The organism is Streptococcus parasanguinis, from assembly GCF_023109675.1.
GTDB classification, from domain to species: domain Bacteria; phylum Bacillota; class Bacilli; order Lactobacillales; family Streptococcaceae; genus Streptococcus; species Streptococcus parasanguinis_I.
In genome coordinates this window covers 29,694-50,311 of sequence record NZ_JALDUR010000001.1, presented here as the reverse complement: position 1 = coordinate 50,311, position 20,618 = coordinate 29,694, and the positions used below count along the sequence as shown (strand labels likewise).

The 20,618-nt window shown below is 43.6% G+C and carries 21 protein-coding genes; all 21 read right to left on the bottom strand.

Annotated elements, in window-relative coordinates; translation table 11 throughout:
- Position 1 precedes the first annotated feature (1 nt).
- On the bottom strand, positions 2 to 1,150 hold the full coding sequence (locus M1G14_RS00215) for a glycosyltransferase family 4 protein (RefSeq protein ID WP_247926101.1): 1,149 nt from the start codon (positions 1,148 to 1,150) through the stop codon (positions 2 to 4).
- A gap of 2 nt (positions 1,151 to 1,152) precedes the next feature.
- Positions 1,153 to 2,325 (bottom strand): beta 1-4 rhamnosyltransferase Cps2T, encoded by a 1,173-nt coding sequence (cps2T, locus tag M1G14_RS00210; RefSeq protein WP_061455837.1) that lies wholly within the window; start codon positions 2,323 to 2,325, stop codon positions 1,153 to 1,155.
- A 38-nt stretch (positions 2,326 to 2,363) separates the two neighbouring features.
- Positions 2,364 to 3,740 (bottom strand): sugar transferase, encoded by a 1,377-nt coding sequence (locus tag M1G14_RS00205; RefSeq protein ID WP_247926100.1) that lies wholly within the window; start codon positions 3,738 to 3,740, stop codon positions 2,364 to 2,366.
- 19 nt (positions 3,741 to 3,759) lie between these two features.
- Positions 3,760 to 4,452, bottom strand: coding sequence for a tyrosine-protein kinase (locus tag M1G14_RS00200; RefSeq protein ID WP_247926099.1), 693 nt, complete (start codon positions 4,450 to 4,452; stop codon positions 3,760 to 3,762).
- Between the two features lie 12 nt (positions 4,453 to 4,464).
- Entirely contained in the window at positions 4,465 to 5,160 is a 696-nt protein-coding gene (locus M1G14_RS00195; RefSeq protein ID WP_247926098.1) for a Wzz/FepE/Etk N-terminal domain-containing protein, read from the bottom strand.
- A 44-nt stretch (positions 5,161 to 5,204) separates the two neighbouring features.
- Positions 5,205 to 5,936 carry a capsular polysaccharide biosynthesis protein Cps4B gene (gene cps4B / locus M1G14_RS00190; RefSeq protein ID WP_049492611.1) on the bottom strand — a complete coding sequence of 244 codons (732 nt, stop codon included), beginning with the start codon at positions 5,934 to 5,936 and terminating at the stop codon, positions 5,205 to 5,207.
- Positions 5,933 to 7,402: an LCP family glycopolymer transferase CpsA gene (cpsA, locus tag M1G14_RS00185; protein WP_247926097.1), complete on the bottom strand. Its 1,470-nt coding sequence runs from the start codon at positions 7,400 to 7,402 to the stop codon at positions 5,933 to 5,935. Before cpsA ends, cps4B begins: the two co-directional genes overlap by 4 nt.
- A gap of 188 nt (positions 7,403 to 7,590) precedes the next feature.
- Positions 7,591 to 8,196 carry an anaerobic ribonucleoside-triphosphate reductase activating protein gene (gene nrdG, locus M1G14_RS00180; RefSeq protein WP_227223801.1) on the bottom strand — a complete coding sequence of 202 codons (606 nt, stop codon included), beginning with the start codon at positions 8,194 to 8,196 and terminating at the stop codon, positions 7,591 to 7,593.
- Positions 8,197 to 8,200: 4 nt separating this feature from the next.
- Positions 8,201 to 8,701 carry a GNAT family N-acetyltransferase gene (locus tag M1G14_RS00175; RefSeq protein WP_247926096.1) on the bottom strand — a complete coding sequence of 167 codons (501 nt, stop codon included), beginning with the start codon at positions 8,699 to 8,701 and terminating at the stop codon, positions 8,201 to 8,203.
- A 37-nt stretch (positions 8,702 to 8,738) separates the two neighbouring features.
- Positions 8,739 to 8,879, bottom strand: coding sequence for a hypothetical protein (locus M1G14_RS00170; RefSeq protein ID WP_003002079.1), 141 nt, complete (start codon positions 8,877 to 8,879; stop codon positions 8,739 to 8,741).
- Between the two features lie 11 nt (positions 8,880 to 8,890).
- Positions 8,891 to 11,101: an anaerobic ribonucleoside-triphosphate reductase gene (nrdD, locus tag M1G14_RS00165; RefSeq protein WP_247926163.1), complete on the bottom strand. Its 2,211-nt coding sequence runs from the start codon at positions 11,099 to 11,101 to the stop codon at positions 8,891 to 8,893.
- A 122-nt stretch (positions 11,102 to 11,223) separates the two neighbouring features.
- Positions 11,224 to 13,062, bottom strand: coding sequence for an MFS transporter (locus M1G14_RS00160; RefSeq protein WP_247926095.1), 1,839 nt, complete (start codon positions 13,060 to 13,062; stop codon positions 11,224 to 11,226).
- A gap of 167 nt (positions 13,063 to 13,229) precedes the next feature.
- The gene (gene cls, locus M1G14_RS00155; protein WP_129824847.1) at positions 13,230 to 14,765 is read right to left on the bottom strand and encodes a cardiolipin synthase; all 1,536 of its coding nucleotides are present in this window, start codon (positions 14,763 to 14,765) and stop codon (positions 13,230 to 13,232) included.
- A 276-nt stretch (positions 14,766 to 15,041) separates the two neighbouring features.
- Positions 15,042 to 15,452, bottom strand: coding sequence for an SP_0198 family lipoprotein (locus tag M1G14_RS00150; protein ID WP_070675840.1), 411 nt, complete (start codon positions 15,450 to 15,452; stop codon positions 15,042 to 15,044).
- Positions 15,453 to 15,528: 76 nt separating this feature from the next.
- The gene (locus M1G14_RS00145; RefSeq protein ID WP_247926094.1) at positions 15,529 to 16,761 is read right to left on the bottom strand and encodes a bifunctional folylpolyglutamate synthase/dihydrofolate synthase; all 1,233 of its coding nucleotides are present in this window, start codon (positions 16,759 to 16,761) and stop codon (positions 15,529 to 15,531) included.
- 308 nt (positions 16,762 to 17,069) lie between these two features.
- Positions 17,070 to 17,375, bottom strand: a complete 306-nt coding sequence (locus tag M1G14_RS00140) for a DUF1292 domain-containing protein (protein WP_003001941.1) — start codon at positions 17,373 to 17,375, stop codon at positions 17,070 to 17,072.
- Positions 17,376 to 17,397: 22 nt separating this feature from the next.
- Positions 17,398 to 17,817, bottom strand: coding sequence for a Holliday junction resolvase RuvX (gene ruvX, locus M1G14_RS00135; RefSeq protein ID WP_049486291.1), 420 nt, complete (start codon positions 17,815 to 17,817; stop codon positions 17,398 to 17,400).
- The gene (locus tag M1G14_RS00130; RefSeq protein ID WP_003002070.1) at positions 17,817 to 18,083 is read right to left on the bottom strand and encodes an IreB family regulatory phosphoprotein; all 267 of its coding nucleotides are present in this window, start codon (positions 18,081 to 18,083) and stop codon (positions 17,817 to 17,819) included. Before M1G14_RS00130 ends, ruvX begins: the two co-directional genes overlap by 1 nt.
- A gap of 124 nt (positions 18,084 to 18,207) precedes the next feature.
- A complete protein-coding gene (locus M1G14_RS00125; RefSeq protein WP_247926093.1) occupies positions 18,208 to 18,804 on the bottom strand; it encodes an SP0191 family lipoprotein in 597 nt (198 codons plus the stop codon).
- Between the two features lie 135 nt (positions 18,805 to 18,939).
- Positions 18,940 to 19,338 carry a transcriptional regulator Spx gene (gene spx, locus M1G14_RS00120; protein WP_003009108.1) on the bottom strand — a complete coding sequence of 133 codons (399 nt, stop codon included), beginning with the start codon at positions 19,336 to 19,338 and terminating at the stop codon, positions 18,940 to 18,942.
- 87 nt (positions 19,339 to 19,425) lie between these two features.
- The gene (recA, locus tag M1G14_RS00115; RefSeq protein ID WP_003002082.1) at positions 19,426 to 20,571 is read right to left on the bottom strand and encodes a recombinase RecA; all 1,146 of its coding nucleotides are present in this window, start codon (positions 20,569 to 20,571) and stop codon (positions 19,426 to 19,428) included.
- Positions 20,572 to 20,618: the final 47 nt, after the last annotated feature.

Here is a 20,618-nt window from a genome sequence, read left to right as displayed (position 1 = left end):
CTTAATAGTTCTTATACAACTCCGAAAAATTCCGAATATAACTTTGTAATGAGAATAGTTCTTTTTGGCGTTTAACAGATGCCTTTCCAAATTGTTCTCTCTTCTCAGTGTTCTCAGCCAATTCTTGAATAGCCTTGGATAATTCAGAAGGTTGATTTGGTGTGGCAAGAAGGCCGTTTTCGCCTTCCTTAACCATTTCACAGACACCACCATGACGGTAACCGACTACAGGTTTACCACAAGCCATCGCTTCTAGTACGACTGTTGGTAGTGGATCTGGATTGGTACTTGGCAAGACAAAGATATCAAACATATTATAGAGTTCTGTTGTCTTGCTATAATAGTCAATTCGCTTGATTTGTCCAGCTACTGGTGAGTCTGATATAGCCTTCTCCAACTCCTCCACGCGCCACTCTTCACCTTCAAATGCACTTCCTGCCAAAAAGGCTACTGCTTTTGGATTAGCCTGTAAGATTGGCGTCACAGCTTCTAGGAAGTCGCCTTGACCTTTCCAAGCATTCACTCGACCAACCATTCCGATCACCAAAGCATCCTGGGCGATACCAAACTGATCACGGACCGCACTAGCATCCATCACCTGATAAACAGCATTGTCAACACCATTATAGATGACTTGAACTTGGTCATCTTTTACAAAACGAGACTGCTTGACATGATTAGCAACAGCATTTGAAACTGTCACAATCGTATCCGCATAGCGCCCCATCAAAAAGTTGATGAAATCAGAGATTGCTTTTGGTTTGACGATAATTTCATGCACATGCCAAATCAAAGGTAATTTCAACTTACGTTTAAGATAAATCCCCTCAAGTACCGCAGTCGTATTATTGTGAATAAGAGTAATGCCATTCTCCTTAGCGTATTGAGCAATTTGTTTGGAGTAACGGTTATAGGAACCAAAGTACTCAAGGATTCCTTTTGGATTAAAATATTTCCGGCGCAAGATTGGGTAATCAATGACTTTAACCTTAGCACCGACCTCTTCCAATGCACCAACTAAGACACCATCATTGGGTAAGATAACGTGTGCCTCAAAAGCATCTTTATCCAAACCCTTAATAAGCTCCAACAAAACCTTGTCAGCACCATACATTTCGGCACCAGCGTGAAGATATAAAATTTTCTGCATTTCTATCCTTTAAATACTTTCTCGTAGTCTGTAACAATTTTTTCCCAAGTAAAGGCTTCAGCAATCCGTTGACTTGATTTTTGATTGAGATCTTCGATTGCTTGAGTATCCATTTGTTCAGCCTGATCGATGACATGTGCCAATTGATCTTTCTTCCAATAGAGCGCCCCATCTTCACCGACTTCACGGTTAAAGCCAACATCCAACAAGAGATTGAGCTTAGTAGACTCAAGAGCCTCAAGAAGGGATGGATTGGTACCACCTACTTCATGACCATGGAAGTAAGCAAAGGCATTCTCACGGATGTATTTGAGCAATTCTTGATCATAGACCGTCCCGACAAACTTCACTCGAGGATCTTGATCAAATCCTGTATCTTTACGCAACTGTTCATAGAACTTGTTTTGTTCTACATTGGTAATTAGAACAAAATCTTTTTGGGAGTTTGACTGCATAAAGCCACGAATCATGGCCTCATAGTTGTTTTCCGGTACAAAACGTCCCACGACAAGGTAGTAATCTCCTTCAGTAACTTGCTTATCTGCAAACCAAGTCCGTACTTTCTCGTCTTCTTTACTCAGGATAGACTTGCTTGTATCGGTTCCATAAGCAATATAGGTCGTCTGTGGCTGATACTTAGCATAATCCTTCTGAATATAAGCTTCGATGTTCTTACTATCACAAATCAAAAGATCAGCATGTTTGACCATGAGTTGCTCAGAAAACTTCCAATACTTGCGGACTGGAAGACTCCACTTGGCACGAAGCCACTCATGACCATCCGGATTGACCATCAGAGTTCCTCCGATAGCCTTGATTTTCTTTTTTATCCTTGAAATAAAGGGACCAATCCGACAAGCCAAGACATAAAAGATTGGTGCCTGGTCCTTGTTTTCCTTTGCGATTTCAATCGCCTTATTAAGTGCTGCAATATCGTAAGCAATGGCACGTGCAGGACCAATATTAGGGACATCAATGTTGTAGCAAATTGCACCGTTATGTTCAAAAGTATCTGCAGTAATCCCTGATTTGGCTGAATTCTCCCGCATACAAGCTACATAATACTGGATATCTTTATCTTGTTGGAATTCTGTCAACTTTTCAACAAAGGTCTCAAAACCACCATATTTTGCTGGAATCCCTTTGGAACCAACGATATAAATTGATTGTGTCATTTTTCTCCTAACATGGAAAGGACGAAGTAGGCATTTTCCTACTTCGCTCCTTCTTTTCTAAGTACAACCTTCACGGTCTTGAGCAGGATCTGAATATCTCTCCAGATCGTCCAACCATCCATGTATGCAACGTCGAGTTTGACCACTTCGTCAAAATCTGTAATCTCACTGCGTCCGCTCACTTGCCAAAGGCCTGTAATCCCGGGCTTGAAGCTGAGGCGGCGTTTTTGGGCTGGCGTATAGTCTTGGTATTCGTCTACCGTTGGAGGACGAGTTCCGACTAGACTCATATCGCCGATCAGAACATTGTAAAATTGTGGCAATTCATCCAGACTGGTCTTACGGATAAAGCGTCCGATTGGTGTTACCCGTGGATCGTTTTCCATCTTAAACATCCCACCAGTCATGGTATTTTGCGCCATCAGATCTTTTTTAATCTCTTCGGCATCCACGCGCATAGAGCGGAATTTATAGAAGTTAAAATACCGTCCGTTCTTTCCGACCCGCTTCTGTACAAAGAAAGCAGGTCCACCATCTTTGCGGATTAGAGGGACCAAAACGATACTCACTAGTCCACAAATCAAGAGACCAAAGAGGGCGCCTACAACATCTAAGAGACGTTTAGCAAAGACGTGACTTGGTTTATAGAAATTGGTTGAGAAAGTGACGACACTTAGTCCCCCGACTTCTCGAACCCGTTTATTGCCCAAGGAAGCGAAGTTAAAGGCATTGAGATTGACCGATACATCGATCCCCATACTCTCAAACTCCGAGACGAAATCACTAATATTGTAGTCCTCACTTGGCAGATTGATAAACACTTCATCCACCACTTCCTTGGTCACAAAGTTCATCATTTGATCTGGCTGCACCACCCGTACACCTGAATGAGCAAAATTCGTATCGTCCATGACAGTGACACCGATTAGTTCTCCATGATAAAGGCTAGGCGAATGCAAAATATCAAATACCTTTTCCATCCGGCTAGTCGCTGTAATCAGGAAAATCTTTCGCGAGCTTTTCCGCCGTGGTGAAACAGACTTCCGGTATCTCTTGAGCAAGAGATCCATGACATAGACAGAAAACGTATTGAAAAGAAAGAAGTAGATCATCCCCCGACGAGAGATGGAAAAGACCCCATCCAGCATAAAAGAGGTAAAGGTGATCCCAACAGCGAAAAATACATTGTATTTCAAGACCTGAAAGAGCCCATCTAGATAGCCTCTGCTGTAAAAACGATAGGCAGTATTGCTAATGTAAAAGGATACAAAATGTAAGAGATAGAGAATAGCGATTGTCTGCGACGTGTATTCTGCATCCTTAAAAAGACTCACAATGTAAGCTGAAAATAGGACAGCCAAACTTTGAAAGAGAACAATATTTAGTTTTTCCAGTTCGATTCTTTCTTCTCCCATTTTCCCTCAATCCTATTCTTTACTTTTTCCCATACTCTCCGTAAGATCCATATCCACCATACGAACCATATTCAGCAGCTTTAATGTTGAATTTGTTAAGCACTACTCCCAAGAAAGGTGTGCCTGTTTGTTCTAATTGGTCCTTAGCCTTTTGGACAGCCTTGCGTCCATTGGCGCCAGATTCTGTGATCAAGACAGTTCCATCACAGCGTTGGGCGATAATGGCCGCATCGATCACGACCCCGATTGGAGGCGTGTCGACAATGATGTAGTCAAAATGCTCACGCAGGGCATCCATCATCACGGTGAAGTTCTTGCTTTGCAAGAGACCCGTTGGGTTTGGCGCTACCTGTCCAGACTCGATGATATCCAAGTTTGGAAAATCAGTCGCATACAAAATGTGGTCCAATTGGCTACGACCAGATAAAAAGTCGGTCAAGCCTTGGATCTTAGTACGACTACGGAAAATCCCTGTCATGACAGAGTTTCGGATATCACAGTCGACCAAAAGGGTCTTGTAACCCGCACGCGCAAAGGCAACGGCCAAGTTGGTTGAAGTGGTTGATTTCCCTTCATTTTCTTGAACAGATGAGATGGCGATGACTTTTAAGTCTACCCCACTCAATTGGATATTCGTCGCCAGGGCATTAAAGTACTCTTCGACCTTCCGAACTTCTTGCAATTTGTTTTTTGAAATTTCTAACGTATTCATGCGATCCCCAGTCTACAGTTTCTTAATATCTGGCACAATACCAAGTAAGGTTAAGCCCATCAACTCTTCGATATCTTCTGGTCTCTTAACACGATCGTCCAAGACTTCTACTACGACCATGAGCACCACCATGAGGCCTGCTCCAGCAATAAAACCAAGAAGGACATTGCGTCGGATATTTGGTGAAGAAGGTGTTTGAGGCACTTCTGCTTCATCCAAGGTCGTAACATCTGACACCTTGGTCACAGCAATGATCTTTTCAGCTGCTACATTTCGAAGGCCATTGGCAATACGAGCCGCTTCTTTTGGATCTCCGTCCTTAGCCGTGATCGAAAGGATACGAGTATCTGTCGGAACGGACACACTGATCTTTTTCGACAATTCAGCAGGTGTCAGATCGAGTTTCAATTCTTCGATGGCTTGGCTCAAGACATTCTGAGAAAGAATGATCTCACGGTAGTCCTTAACCAAGTAAGAACCCGCCTGCAAATCAGAGTTTGTCAAGGCATTGTTGTCTTGGTTTTGACGACTGACCACGTAGATCCGGCTAGTACTTTGGTATTCTTTCTTGGCTAAAAAGGCACTGTAGCCAAATGCTGCAATGGCAAAGACAAGAGCGACCAAAACGATCGAAAACTTGCGTTTCCATAGGGTCTTCAGCATAGCGAAAACATCAATTTCCACTGCTTGATTTTCTTGATTGTTCATTTCCTAATTACTCCTTCATGTGGATCTCTCCACCTGTTTCCTGGTTAGATTAATTCATCCGCTAACAAGAGTTCTTGATTGCTGACAAAGAGAGCTTGTGCTCGTTGTTCTCCGTATTCTTCCTTGATCAAGCGATAGGCTTCTGCCATATAAGGCGGTCGTTTATCCACATTGTGCATATCACTGGCCACAAAGTGCACTAAGTCTTTTTCTAAGAAGTACCGAGCTCGTTTTTTGAGTTGTTTTTGCTCATCCCCAAAGAGGCGAGGCTTGAGAACGCTGGAACTATTGATCTGCATGTAGCAGCCCATGTCAATCATCTCTTGCACGCGCTCCTCATTTTTCTCCAAGCACTTGTAGCGCTCAATATGGGCCACCACCGGTGTCACACCTAGATGGAGCAAACGGTCCAAGGCCGTATGGATGTCCTTGTAAGGCGTTCCCATACTGAATTCAATCAGCGCAAAGCGCGTCTCTGCCAAACGTGGAATGATCTTTTCTTCCAGTTTTTTCAAGACATCATTGGTAAAGTAGATCTCTGCCCCGTAATGAATCGTTAAATCTGGCGCGACCTCTGCCGCAATTTTTTTCACTTCTTGAAAATTTTCAGAAATCTTTTCTTCTGGAGTTTCAAACATTCCCTTGCGACGATGAGAAGTGGAGATAATGGTCCGTACCCCTTGGCGATAGCTTTCTTCCAATAAGGCACGCGTATCTTCTCTTGTCTTTGGTCCATCATCCACATCAAAGACGATGTGCGAATGGATATCAATCATTTTTCTTTTCCTTCCATTACTTTTTGAATGGTTTCCTTAGCCTTGGTCAAGCTGGCTTGATCCAACTCCATGACATAGAGGTTGTAACCAGGCATAGCATAAGACGGCAAGTCATTTCGTCCTTGACCGGTGATCGCTTGAGATGTCACCTCATAAGAACCACCCGTTTCTAGCTGGGTATTGATCAAGTTCATCATAGTTGGCAACTGCATATTGGTTTGGACAGAATCTTGGAGGTTTCCGATAATCTCGTTGTAGTTGCTTAAGACCTTAGTAGAGGTCAACTTTTTGATAATGGCCGCAATGACTTTTTCTTGGTTTTTCCCACGGTCATTGTCACCACCTTGAAGAGAGTAGCGTTCTCGGACAAAACCGAGTGCTTGCTCTGAATTCAAATGGACCTTTCCTACTGGGAAATGGAACTTCCCGTGCAAGCTCGTGAATTCTTGGTCATTTTCCACATCGATCCCCCCTAGAAGGTCAATCAACTTGAGGAAGGATGTGAAATTGAGACGAACATAGTAGTTGAGCTTGATATCATACAGATTCTCAAGGGTATGAATGGAAGCATCCACACCGTAGATCCCCGCATGGGTCAACTTATCATTTTGGTTGTTCCCACCATCTGCAATCGGTACATAGGCATCCCGCGGCGTCGTTGTCAACAGAACTTGCTTGGTCTTCCGATTGACGGTCATGATGATATTGACATCTGATCGAGAAACCGAAGTTACTGGGCCATAGGTATCGATCCCGCTGACATAGATGTTAAAGACATCCGCATTGGCAGACACCTTGCTCGTCGCTGCTACTTCTTTTCGAATCTTGTAGGAATAGATTTTCTTCAACTTCTTCGCATAGTCGGCATCTTCAGCAGCGATAGTATCTTCAAAGGTACTGTTGAGCACCATGGCAGAAGCATTCCCTTCTTGCAGGCTCTTATAGGCATCTAGATAAGTCGGTGCATCCACTACAGAAATTTCCTGACCCTTAGTCTTTTTGATATTGTCCAAGAGGGCCGTGAGATTGGCTTCATTATTGTTGCCCTTTGGTGCCACCACTTCCTTGATTTCTTTGATGTCTTTGATGTCACTGTCTTTCTTGACATAGACAGCCATCTCAAACTCTGTATAGTTAGAGTGGCCATTGACATTACTGGTCAGATTTAGTAGCTGTTGACTAGCAAATAAAACTCCTGAACTCGCCAATAAGCCGACAAGAAGCAGGACCAAAGTTGTCTTTTTGGCCTGATTTTTGATCACAAACCAAGCTGACAAGAGCAAGAGAACAACTAGTAGTACCATCACGAGAACATTAACATAGCGAAAAGCCAAGATGTTATTGGCCAACATGGTATAGGTCGCCCAACTTGCAGTCATAAGCAAAAAAATAAGCAATACGGAATTAATGATTCGCAATTGCCCCCACTTATGCTCTGAACGACGACTCCGTCTCCTTTGTGACATAAATACCTCCAATTAGTCCTAATCATATTTATTGTAACATATTTTTAGCAAAAAATGCATTAATTATCACTTTTTTGTCCATTATGGACATTTGAAAAGTAAGCGTTTTCTGAAATAAGCAAAATCCCTTGTATACTTATGCAGAGAATCCAAAAAAACCGGGTGAAAAACCCGGTTTTTTGAAGATCCTACAAAAGATCATCTCGCTTGACCTGCTCAAAGCTTTCCTCGCCGTCATTGAGCTTGTCCCAGATGACGACTTTTCCTTCTTTGAGGGATTTTTGAACATCAATGATCCGCTGGTTAGAAGACCCTCGGAACTGCAACATGAGGTTGCGTTTGCTCTTATCATAGCGGCCATCGACCAGAATATCAATCAGCGAGAGAAGCTCTAGTTTGTCTGGTGTCTCTAGCATCATTTCTTCCCAGGTGTATCCTGTCCAAGACCAAATATCTTTGTCGGGCAACTCTTTTCTCACGCGCTTGACCAAGGGCAGAAGGATGCCAGTGTTGAGAAAGGGTTCCCCCCCAAGTAGGGTCAAGCCCTGGACATAAGGTTGGGCCAGATCTGCCATGATCTGCTCTTCTAACTCTTTGGTATAGGGAATGCCTGCATTGAAAGACCAGGTCGCTACATTGTAACAGCCCTCACAGTGAAACATGCAGCCGGCCACATAAAGGGAGTTGCGGACTCCTTCGCCATCGACAAAGTTAAAAGCCTTGTAGTCGATGATGCGCCCTTGACTCAGTTCCTCACTCTTCCATTCACCTGGTTTAGGTGTATTCCATGTCATCCTTCTACTCCACTTCTATCCAATAACGCTCCGTTCCATTTCGAACATCTTCAAATTGACCGCCATTAGCTAAGATAACCGCTCGGCTGGCAGGATTTTCCGTGCTACAAGTCACCAGAGCACGATGGATGTTCTTTTCTTTAGCTACTTGCAGACCTTGACGGAGAGCTTCCTTGGCATAACCTTTTCCCCTTTCAGAAGGACGGATGGAATAGCCGATATGGCCACCCTCCTCCAGGAGATAAGCACTCAGGCGCAAGCGGAGATTAAGAAAGCCAACCGCTTGACCGTCTCTTGCAAAAGCGACTAACTGAACAGCAGGCACCCAACCTTCCGGAATTCCTAGCCCCATTTCCATGTCACGATTACTTTCCAACCAGGCTTCGTAAACAAAAGCTTCCGCATCCCAAAAGCCACCGTTATGGGCTGATCGGGTCTCTTCGAACTCTGCCATCATCTTTAGAATGGTTTCTTTATCTGCTAAAGTTGGTCTGCGTAATTCCATCATTCCCTCCCCATAAGAGAAAAGCGAGAGCGGACTCTCACTTTTTCTTATTTTTATTTAAAAATTGTTCTCTCAGGCTGGCTACTCGGTCTTTTTTATTGATTCCACCCTTTGAATGCTTCTCGTGGAATCGTTGAACCTGAGCCTTACCCTTATCATCTAATTGGTATTTTCCCATAATATCCTTTTCTAATCTGTCACTTGGTGCCCAGCTGATTTGATCGTAGATCCATTCATGTGTTTGACCCGCGCAGCGATTTCCTTATGACGGCCATTGACCATGGGACGAGCTTGTGGGTTTCCGAGATAACCACAGGTCCGTTTGACCACATCAACCGTCTTAGGATCGCTATTGCCACAGTTTGGACAAGCAAATCCGCGCTCAGTCGGCGTGAAATCTCCCTCAAAATCACACTTGTAACAACGGTCAATCGGCGTATTGGTTCCGAGATAACCGACCCGGTCATAGGCATAATCCCAAACCGCCTCAAGGGCTTTTGGATTTTGTTGGAGCACAGGGTATTCACAATAGTGGATAAAGCCACCAGACGCCCCAGCTTCAGGATAAACTTTTTCAAAATCTAACTTCTCAAACGGCGTTGGGTTCTTACGAACATCGTAGTGGAAACTATTGGTGTAGTATTCCTTGTCTGTGATATCCGGAACCTTGCCAAATTTCTCCGTATCCAGGCGACAGAAGCGGTCTGTCAAGCTTTCTGACGGTGTCGAATAGATGGAGAAGTGGTAATCATACTGGTCAGACCATTCTTCCACGCGCGCTTTCATATCCTTGATGATATCGATCGTGAATTGTTTGGCTTCTGGATTGTGTTCCCAATTTGGCCCATAAAAGACGGTTGCGACTTCATAGAGCCCGATATAACCAAGAGAAACGGTTGCTCTGCGATGACGGAAGAGCTGATCTACCTGGTCATATTTACCCAAGCGTTTCCCGAAAGCCCCATATTGATAGAGGATCGGCGCATTGGCTGGTGTTGCTTCTTCGGTGCGTTCCACCCGGTAAACCAAGGCATCTTCAGCGATGTTCATCCGTTCATTAAAGATTTGCCAGAACTTCTCCTTGTCTCCGCCAGATTCCAAGGCAATCCGAGGTAAATTGACTGTCACAACCCCTAGGTTCATCCGGCCAGAATTAACTTCCACACCATTCTCGTCCTTCCAACCTTGAAGGAAAGAGCGACATCCCATCGGCACCTTGAAGGAGCCTGTCAACTCGACAATCTTGTCATAAGACAAAACGTCTGGATACATACGCTTCGTTGCACATTCCAAGGCCAATTGCTTGATATCATAGTTAGGAGTTCCAAGTTCTAGGTTGAGCCCCCGCTTAAGGGTAAAGATCAGTTTTGGAAAGATAGCGGTCCGATGTTCCGATCCAAGTCCCTTGATTCTGATTTCCAAAATCGCCTTTTGGATTTCCCGCTCGAAGCGATTGGTTCCAAGACCAAAACCAAGCGAAGTAAAGGGAGTTTGTCCGTTCGAGGTAAAGAGGGTATTGATCTCATATTCCAGCGATTGCATGGCATCATAGATGTCTTTTTGAGTCTTGCTCCAAGCATAGTCCTCTTGCTTTTCAGGAAGCACCCACTCTTTGGCATCTGCCAAGTGTTTTTGGTAGTTCTTTTCTGCATAAGGGGCCAGGACCTCATCGATCCGGTCAGCTGAACAGCCCCCGTACTGACTAGAGGCTACATTGGCAATAATCTGCGAGATTTGAGCCGTCGCAGTTTGGATGGACTTAGGACTTTCTACTTCTGCATTCCCAATCTTAAAGCCATTTCTGAGCATGCCTTCAAAATCGATCAAACAGCAGTTGGTCATCGGTGTATAAGGGCTATAGTCCAAATCATGGTAGTGAATGTCCCCTTTTTGGTGGGCATTGGCTACGTGTTTGGGCAACATTTTGAGACCAATAGACTTACCAACAATCCCTGCTGTCAAGTCCCGTTGCGTGTTAAAGACATCACTGTCCTTGTTGGCGTTTTCATTCACGACGGCTTGGTCCTTATTGAGGAGTTTGCCAATCGTAAAGTTGATATCCGTCGCTTTTGAGCGCTCAAAATCACGCTGGGTGCGATAAGTAATGTAGCTCTCTGCAATCGCATATTCATTAGCTTGAAGCAATTCATGCTCGACGACATTTTGAATCTCATAGATCTTCACGCCATTTGGAAAACGTTCCAAAATCTCTGCGATCACACGATCGACAATGGCTTCTAGTTTGGCTTCCATCACGGGAGTGAGAGAAGTCACTTCTTCTGTTGCCTTCAACAAGGCTTTATAAATTTTTTCAACATCGAATGGAACACGACGGCCATCTCGTTTTTCAACAAAAATATCCGGGGCCATTCTCAGTTTTTCTTCTCTCAAGGTGATCATACCAAACATGCCTCTCTTCATTTATTTACATACAAGTTGTATTATACCACTCCAAAAATAAAAATCAATATCTTGTGGAAAATTTTATAAAAAACTTTCTAAAGCACAAGATATTGATTTTCTTAAGAGCGTTGATAGAGTTTGAAATGACGGTATTTCTTCTCAACGAGATGATAATTTTCTTTGAGCAAGTCCTTCATATTGGAGGTCAATTCTACCTGATTGTTGACCACAATATACTTGGGTTCAGACCGATCGATTTGTTGGATCACATTGGTCCGATTTTCATTAATTCCCAGATAAGACGTTGGGGTCAATAAGGCAGAAGCTGCCAAACGATCGCTTTCTTGATAGAGAGTAGCTGTCGTATCCCAAGCATAGATGGTATCTTGCGACTTGGTGTGATGTTTAATGTAGCTGGCAATAGCGCTCCGTTCACTCGATTGACCAGACTGAAGCACGACATCTTGAACCACTGGATTCGCCAACAGATAGACAAGGGCTACTAGCGGTAAGAAAACTTGGCTCGTAAAGTAAGCGGCCCAAACTTCCTTGTTTTTCTTCTTCCGACCACGACGTTCGATCCCATCGTTTTCTTCCCCATCTCGTGAGAACCAGATCGCAAACAAAGGAAGAACAAATGGCAACATCGGTAACAATTGGTAAGCGCCTTGTTCAGGAAGACCAATCGACACAATGAGGACCACCAAGCTACCTGCCCATCCCATAAAGCGGAAGATCCGGCGAGCACTGCTATTTTGCTTCGTAAAAGACATCAAAAAGGCAGAGACTAGGCCAAAGGCCAGCGCCAACAGTCCATAATAAATGGCATTACTGAAGGTCTGTCCATTGCTAAAATTCAAGGCATTAAAGACATAGGTTACTTGGTTAATGGCATAGCCAAAAGTCTGATTCAAAACGGTGATATAGCCAATTGGATAAAAGACGAGTGAAAAACCAAGGAGAGCTGCTAGCAGTTGATAAAAGCCACGCGCCCATCTCTTCTGCTTGATGTTAAAGGCTGTTAATCCAAGGAAGGCCAACAAATAAAACAAGGCACTGGTCATCGGATCAATCAAGAAAGCCACAGCTGCAATCGCACCATAAAGGATAAAGCCTTCATCCTTACGATGCCCAATCAAATAAGCCAAAATGAAATTCATGCTGGCAAATAGGATTGGAAGGCTAAAGAGAGTCACGTAAGTCCCTCCAAAACCAAGGCCTAACACCAAGAAATAAAAGAGTAACTGGACATTCTTCGCTGTATCTTTATCAGACACCAGCAAGCGCACAACCCGATAGAGGTAAGTACCCGCAAAGAATAGGGCAATCGCTTGGAGGATCATCAAGATCCAATGTCCACCAGCTAAACTTCCCAACCAGTTGATTGCATAATAGAGCAGACCATTGGTTCCGTAAAAATCACCAAACGGTACTTGACCCTTGGTCATTGCCCAGCCAGCATACAAGTTTTGCGATTGTTGATTGGTGGCAAAACGGGTTAAAAATGGCACCCCGACATGCAGTAAACTAATCAAGAGACTCAACACAAAAGGAATCGCTAGGGGCACTGGACGCTTGGAGTGACGACGGATCGGCTCAACTGCCACATCTGCTTCTAGCTCTTCCGTATTCTCTTCTACCTTGGATGCTTCCGCTTTTGCCGCTTCAACTCCCGCCTTACGCGAACGACGACTCATCCGACTAAGAGGTTGCTCCGCTTCCTGTTCCGATTCTTGTGTAGGTTCTGCTACTGCTTCTGGCTTGGCATCACGAATTTCCTCTGATGCCTCCATTGCAACCGGCTCCTCCAAGACTTCTGCCTGCTGGCTATGAGTCGGCTCTTCTTCACGAAAGACTGATTTATCTAGCACTTCGCGAATTTCACGTGTATCCTGAAAACTATCTCCCACGTGAATCCCTAATTTTTTCGAAGTCATTTCTTGCTCTTTTTCGCTCATTCTGTTTCCTTTTTCTAGATCTTTGCTCTTTCCTTTTAGAAAAAAGCCCATTATCTTCTCTAGTATACCAAATTCTGCTGACCCTGTCAGCCTCTTATCACATAGTCCTATGGAAAAAGAGTCAGATCTCTCAGCTTCTGACTCTTTCTTCTGTATTCCCACACCTATTACAACATCGGTGCGAACAATTGCATAATTTCCTTGATTAAGCTTTGGTGCCATGTAAAGCGGAAGGTATCCTCTGTAATTTCTTGAGACACTTCAAAGATATGGTCAAAGTCCTCCCGAATCTTTTTCAAGGCAGGCGTCCGATACATCCAGACCGCATTTTCATAGTGATGGACCAAACTGCGGTAATCAAAGTTAATCGACCCTACAACCGCCATTTCATCATCGGCAAGAACTTGCTTGCTATGGACAAAACCAGGCGTGTACTCATAGATTTTCACACCAGCATCCATCAGATCCAAGTAAGCCCCACGCGTAACAATTTGGATCAATTTTTTATCCGGAATATGCGGGGTCACGATGCGAACATCCACCCCACGAAGGGCTGCATTGCGGATATCCTCTGTCAAATCATAATCGATGATCAAGTAAGGAGTCGTGATATAGACGTAATCTGTCGACTGGTTGATCATATTTTGATAGACCGTCTTTCCAACCTGCGACTTGTAAATCGGTTTAGGACCGCTTCCATAGGGAATGTATAATCCTTCACCTTCGACCGCCTTGTTTTCAATATGGTAACGGTCAAAATCTTCTATTTCTCCACGGTTGATGTACCAGTTCATGAGAAAAAGTCGGGTCAAGGCCTTAACAGCTCGTCCATCTAAACGGATGGCACTGTCCTTCCAGTGACCAAACCGCTCAATGTGATTGATGTACTCGTCTGCCAGATTGACCCCACCCGTATAGCCGATCTGCCCATCAATGACCAGAATCTTTCGGTGGTCTCGGTTATTATAAGCCACCGTTAAGCGGGGAATCACCTTGTTAAACTTATGGGCATCAATCCCCATCTTTCTCAATCGTTTGGTATAGTTTCCAGCCAAGGTTGCCATACAGCCGATATCGTCATAAAGGAGTTTGACTTCGACCCCCTCTTTCACTTTCTGCTCTAAAATTTCTAGGATACTGTTCCACATCAAACCCTCATCAATGATGTAAAACTCGATGAAGATAAATTTTTTCGCCGCTCTCAGATCCTCTAGTAGTTGCTCATACATCTCCTCCCCTAGAGGGTAAAAGGTTGATGCCGTCCCATTGTAGAGATCCGCATTGTGGTCCATGGATAAAATCGACTTGACCAAGCCATAAACCGCCTTGCTTTCTTGCTTGAGCTCCTTACGCAACTGATGACTATTGTCCTCTCGAAACTTCATGGACTCCATATTTTTCAGCTGGATCATTTCCTTTTTGGACAAACGCCGCTCGCCAAACATGAGGTATAAAAGCGATCCAAAGACAGGAATGACGGCAATCAAGAGCCAGGTCACCTTATTTTCAGGCGGGGTATTTCGATTAACAATAGCTAAGATTGTAGACACATATAAGAGCCCAATGACTGCAACAGATAGCCAATGAGGGAACCATCTATTAAGCCAGAAGAAGGCCGCAAAGGATGCCCATAGTTCAAAGCCCATAAACAAAATACTAAATCCATATTTGGACATTAATAGACGTAATTTTCGAAAGGTCACAGCATCCTCCTTTTTTCTTTCTACTAGTATACCAATTCTTTTTACCCGTTGCAACGACCAACCAAACCCCTTCTAGACAAACAAAAAGAGAGTGGGACAGAAGTCCTAGCCTCTCAATTATTTTTGGATTGTCGAGCAAGACGCAGTGGTTGAGTGGGCTCTACTACGCTGATTTCATCAGCTTTTACAGCCCTACTCAACTGTGCGGAGGTGGGACGACGAAATCGAATTCTAACGAATTACCGATTTCTGTCCCACTCTCTCTTGTTTCGTCCCTTATTGCTTGGTCAAAACGATAATCCCTTGATCATCCTCTGCTTGCTCTAGGTCTTCTAGCGACAACTGATCTCCTTCGATCCGATAGCGATAAGGCTCATCCCCGATACGCATGGATTGATTGACCGGATCAATGCTGACCTCTTTGGTCTCTTCTTCTCCATCAGCATCTTGTACCGTAAACGTGCCTTTTCGCCCCGTCACAACTAAGAGAATCGTATTTTCCTCGTCCTGTCCTCGATAACTGCCATCTATGGACACTCCTTCTTTCTGTTCTTCACTCGCCGAAGTCATAGTCTGTGATGAAGTAGACGTCTGTTTGCTCGAAGTCTGTGTTGCTTTTTCTTGCTGGCTACAAGCAGTCAGGAAAAGAGCTACCGCCAAGGTCAGTATAGACATGATTTTTTTCATTAAGATCGACTCCTTTCGCCATAACCGTATACTATCTACCACCAGTATACGCCAAGAAAGTCTTTAGGTCAATTGTTTACCCCTCTAATAAAAATGCCCTTACTTCTGCAATAAAATACAAGGAACCTGTCACAAATAAAACCTCATCTGGATGGCTCTGATCCATAAACTCTTTGATATAGGCCTTGTAGTCAGCCACATAAGGCAGGTCTTGTCGATCACCCTGCGCCACCACTTCACCGTAATGAAAGGTCGTCAAAATCAATTCAGCTTCTGGCAATCCCGCTTGAAGCGTTTGGAGCATCCCACTATAATCTTTTCGTTTGAGAGCACCGAATAAAATCTTCACGCGCTTTCCTGCTAAGCTATTGGCAAACTCGATCAAGCGCAACATAGCATGAGGATTATGAGCGCCATCCAGATACACCTGGTCGCCAAATAACTCTAGACGGCCCGGCCACCTTGTCTCTTGCAAGGCGTGTTTGACCTGCTCCATATCCACTTCTTGATCTAGGCCCTCCATATAGAGGAAAAAGGCCTCCAAAGCTACTGCAGCATTTTCCCGTTGGTAATCACCCTTCAAACCCAGAGACGGCAAGACAAGTTCCACGTTTTCATTCCAAAAACGATCCTGCTCTAAGCCAAAATCGTTCTGGAAGGCGTAGAGATCCACATCCAATTGCTTCGCTTTTTCTTGACAAACAGTTATAGCATCATCCGACAAGGGACCCACAACAGCTTTCTTGCCCTTCTTAAAGATCCCTGCCTTTTGCTGAGCAATTGCCGCAATAGTCCCTCCTAGCGTTTCTTGGTGATCCAGGCCAACCGAAGTGATCACTGCAATCTCTCCTGTCACTACATTGGTCGTGTCCAGAAGCCCACCAATACCTACTTCCAATAAGACCACGTCCACAGCTTGTTCCTTAAAATACAAAAGGGCCATGAGACAGATAATCTCAAAATAGGAGAGTTGGTCCTGGGTTTGGAGTAGGGTCTGCTCCATCTGCTGCACCTCTTGACCAATCCGAGTGAAATCTTCATCTGAAATTGGCTGATCCCCAATACAAATCCGATCATGGATACTGATCATATGAGGAGAAGTAAAGGTCCCAACTTTCTTCCCATGAACCATCAACAATTGGCGCATAAAGGCGATCGTCGATCCCTTCCCATTGGTTCCTGTCACATGAAGGATCGGATAAGACTTATCCGGTCTCCCTAAAAGGCTCAGCGCCTGCTCCATACGATCCAGTCCTGATCGGAAATTCAGACCGATCCGACTATTCATCCATTGCTCAATCTTATTCACATCTTCCTCCTAAAAGAAAAAAGCGACAAAACCTCTTCTGACGTTTGCGCTCCTTTCTTTTGTAGTTATTCTTTCCGTTCATCTTTACAACAAGTCCATTGGACTTACTTGCAATCTTGCTTTCTAGCGCAAGGCTAAAAACGTCCCCCGGACTTCCAACTCTTTCCAATTTCTGGGAGTTGGGCTGATACAGTCTCCCAGACTTCCTGCTTTTTCTTATTTCTTGAAGCAGGGCTAAAAACGTCCCCCGGACGTTTCAACTCTTTCTAGTTTCTAGGAGTTGAGGTGATACAGTCTCCCAGACTGTATCACTCCTCCATAAAGCTGTTGAAGACTTCTTCGATCATATCCCATTCTGCATCTGAGTCTTCTGGGATTGGTTGAAGGTCGCCTTCTGTTCCGTCTTCGTTTTCTGTAAATGAATAAGCTTGAATTTCAACTTCGCCATTTTCATCTTCTTCTGCATTTGCAGGGATCAAAAGGACATAGTTCTTTCCAAACTCTTCTTTGCCATCGATGGTCAAAAGAATTTCAAACAAGGTTTCATTTCCTTGTTCATCCACCAATGTGATTAATTCACGTTCTTCATGGTCGTGGTTATGATCATGTGCCATACTATTCTTCCTCGTTTTCTTTCTAAAAATTACGATCTAAATAATTTTGTAAAATGAGCTGCGCCGCTAACTTATCAATAACTTTTTTGCGTTTGCTACGGCTAACGTCTGCTTGCTCAATCAACATCCGCTCTGCGGCAACTGTTGTCAACCGTTCGTCTTGGTAGTCGACTGGCAAGCCAAACTTTTCAGCAATCATCGTGCCATACGCCTGACTGGCTTCCACACGCGGTCCGCTTGTGTTGTTCATGTTTTTCGGCAAGCCTACAACAAAACGGTCTACCTTGTATTGAGCTACTAATTCGGCTAATCGTTCTAAGCCAAATTCTTTTTTGTCCTCATCAATTTGAATGATTTCAAGACCCTGAGCTGTAAAACCGAGAGGATCACTCACAGCAACCCCGACGGTCTTTGAACCGACATCCAATCCCATAATTCTCATTAGAGGTCTATTCCTTGCCCTTTCAAATAATAACGTACCAATTCTTCCACGATCTCATCTCGTTCATATTTACGAATTTGGTTCCGTGCATTATTATAACGAGGTACATAGGCAGGATCACCACTGAGTACGTATCCTACGATTTGATTAATTGGATTGTAGCCTTTTTCATCCAGTGACAAGTAAACATCTTTCAAGGTCTCGCTAATTTCCTTACGATTTGAATCATCAAGATTAAAACGTACTGTTTCATCTGTAAATCCCACAAGAACACCCTCTTTCCTTAGAATATTACTATTATACCATAATTAAGAGTTTTCCACAACGGCCAAGCCCTTGATTTTACGGCTTTTTCAAGCATTTTTGAGCTATTTTAGCTAAACTGTTTTTTTATTTTTGCTCACTCGCTCCAGCATTGATAAGATTATCCGCAAATTGACTCGGTGTCAGCTTCAACAACTCTGGTAAGTGATTGTTTTTGAAGTAGGTCATGCCTTCAGCCTTCTTCACATCCATTGCTTCAAAATCATAGGTGATGGTTACCTTGTATTCATTCTCATTTTCCAAGGTTAAATCAGCTGTGAAACCTGGCACTGTCAAAGCTTCCTTAAAGGCATCGTCCTTGTTAAAGGATTCTCTCAATTGCTTTTGCGCTTCCTCGACTCCAACCTGTTGGATCCCTTTTTTCAACTCCTCATCGGTTGCCGTCACATTGATGGTCTCCAATTTTTTAAAGGTATCCCCCACATAGGTGACGATTTGCGTTTGTTGTGTCCCCTTGTCATCTTTTGGAAAAACAAAGGTTCTAGTGATGACTTTATTTTCTTCAGCTTTTTGCAAGATACTCTTATTATCCTTTTGCAGCTGCTCTGCTTTTGCTTGGATTGCCTTTTGTTCACTTGAAGTTGGCGTTTTCACTTGCTTTTTTTGACCGCATCCCGTCAAACACAAGGCAAGTACACCCAATAAGAAGATTTTCCTTTTCATTTTCCATTCCTTACTAGTTATTGTTTTCTAAAATATTGTATCATAGATTTCGTAAAATGGCGCAGTAAACTGCTTTTCATTCCAATTTTTAAAAAGAAAAAATCAGAAACAAATTGTTTCTGATTTTCAATCACTTTAAAGGGCTGCACGCATCCGCGCTTCTGCATTTTCTACATTTCGAACTGATCGTGGCAAGAAGGCACGAATATCATCTTCTTTGTAGCCCACTTGGAGACGTTTGTCATCTACCAAGATCGGACTTTTAAGAATACGAGGTGTTTCCATGATGATGTCAATGACTTCATTGACACTCAAGTCTTCAATGTCCACTCCTAGATTTTTAGCGTATCGATTTTTTGAAGAGACAATACTTGCCACTCCATTTTCAGTCTTTGTAAGGATATCCAATAATTCTTCTTTGGTGATCCCTTCTTTACCGAGGTTTTGTTCTTTATAAGTTAGCTGGTGAGCATTGAGCCAAGTCTTTGCTTTTTTACAGCTGGTGCAACTTGACACTGTATAAATTTTAATCATGCATGCACTCCTTTCGCTACACGATAATACTATCGTATTAAATTATAACACAAAAACCATCAGTCTAGCGACCTATTTTGAAAAAAATTAATCTTCAATTTCAATCGCATCATCTAAATCTAGAGTTACTTCTTCTACGACAGGAGCTGCTTCTTCAGTTTTATCAAGGGTTTTCACTGCTTCGTCTTCTTCGATCAAACCAAAATGAACCCGAACCTTGTGGTCGATTTCGTCAAAAATTTCTGGGTGGTCAGCCAAGAATTTCTTAGCATTTTCAGATCCTTGACCAATTTTTTCGCCGTTATATGAGTACCAGGCACCAGCTTTTTGGATGATATCCAAATCTGTTGCAATCTTCACCAATTCACCTGTACGTGAAATTCCTTCCCCGTACATGATTTCAACCATGGCTTCTTTGAACGGTGGAGCTACCTTGTTCTTCACAACCTTGATCTTGGTTTCCTTACCAACGTTGGTATCTTTTTGGTCCCCAGTCCCCTTGATTTGAGTGTTTCCACGAACATCTAGACGGACAGAAGCGTAGAATTTAAGGGCACGACCACCAGGTGTGGTTTCAGGGTTCCCAAACATGACCCCAACTTTTTCACGCAATTGGTTGATAAAGATGGCAATGGTCTTGGTCTTATTGATCGAAGCTCCGAGTTTACGCATCGCTTGGCTCATCATCCGCGCTTGCAAACCAACGTGGCTATCCCCGATATCTCCATCGATTTCCGCACGTGGTACCAAGGCTGCAACAGAGTCGACAACCACCAAATCAACCGCACCAGAGTCGATCAATTTACCAGCAATTTCAAGTCCTTGTTCCCCTGAGTCTGGTTGAGACAAGAGAAGTTCGTCGATATTGACCCCAAGAGCTGCTGCATAAGATGGATCCAAGGCATGCTCGGCATCGATAAAGGCAGCAATGCCCCCTTCTTTCTGTGCTTGCGCTACTGCATGGAGGGCAACGGTTGTTTTACCAGATGATTCTGGACCATAGATTTCGATGATCCGACCTTTTGGATAACCACCAGCACCCAAGGCAATATCAAGCGCCAAGGAACCAGAGCTCATGACTTGTACTTTTTGCTCTGCACGTTCACCCAAACGCATGATCGATCCCTTACCAAAGTCTTTTTCGATCAATTTCAGGGCATCATTGAGCGCTTTTTCACGCTCATCTCCAAATTTCTTAGAGATATCATCTAATTTTTTCTGTTTTTTCGCCATTCTTTTCTCCTATTTTTTACTATACAGGAAATGCATGCAACTCACTG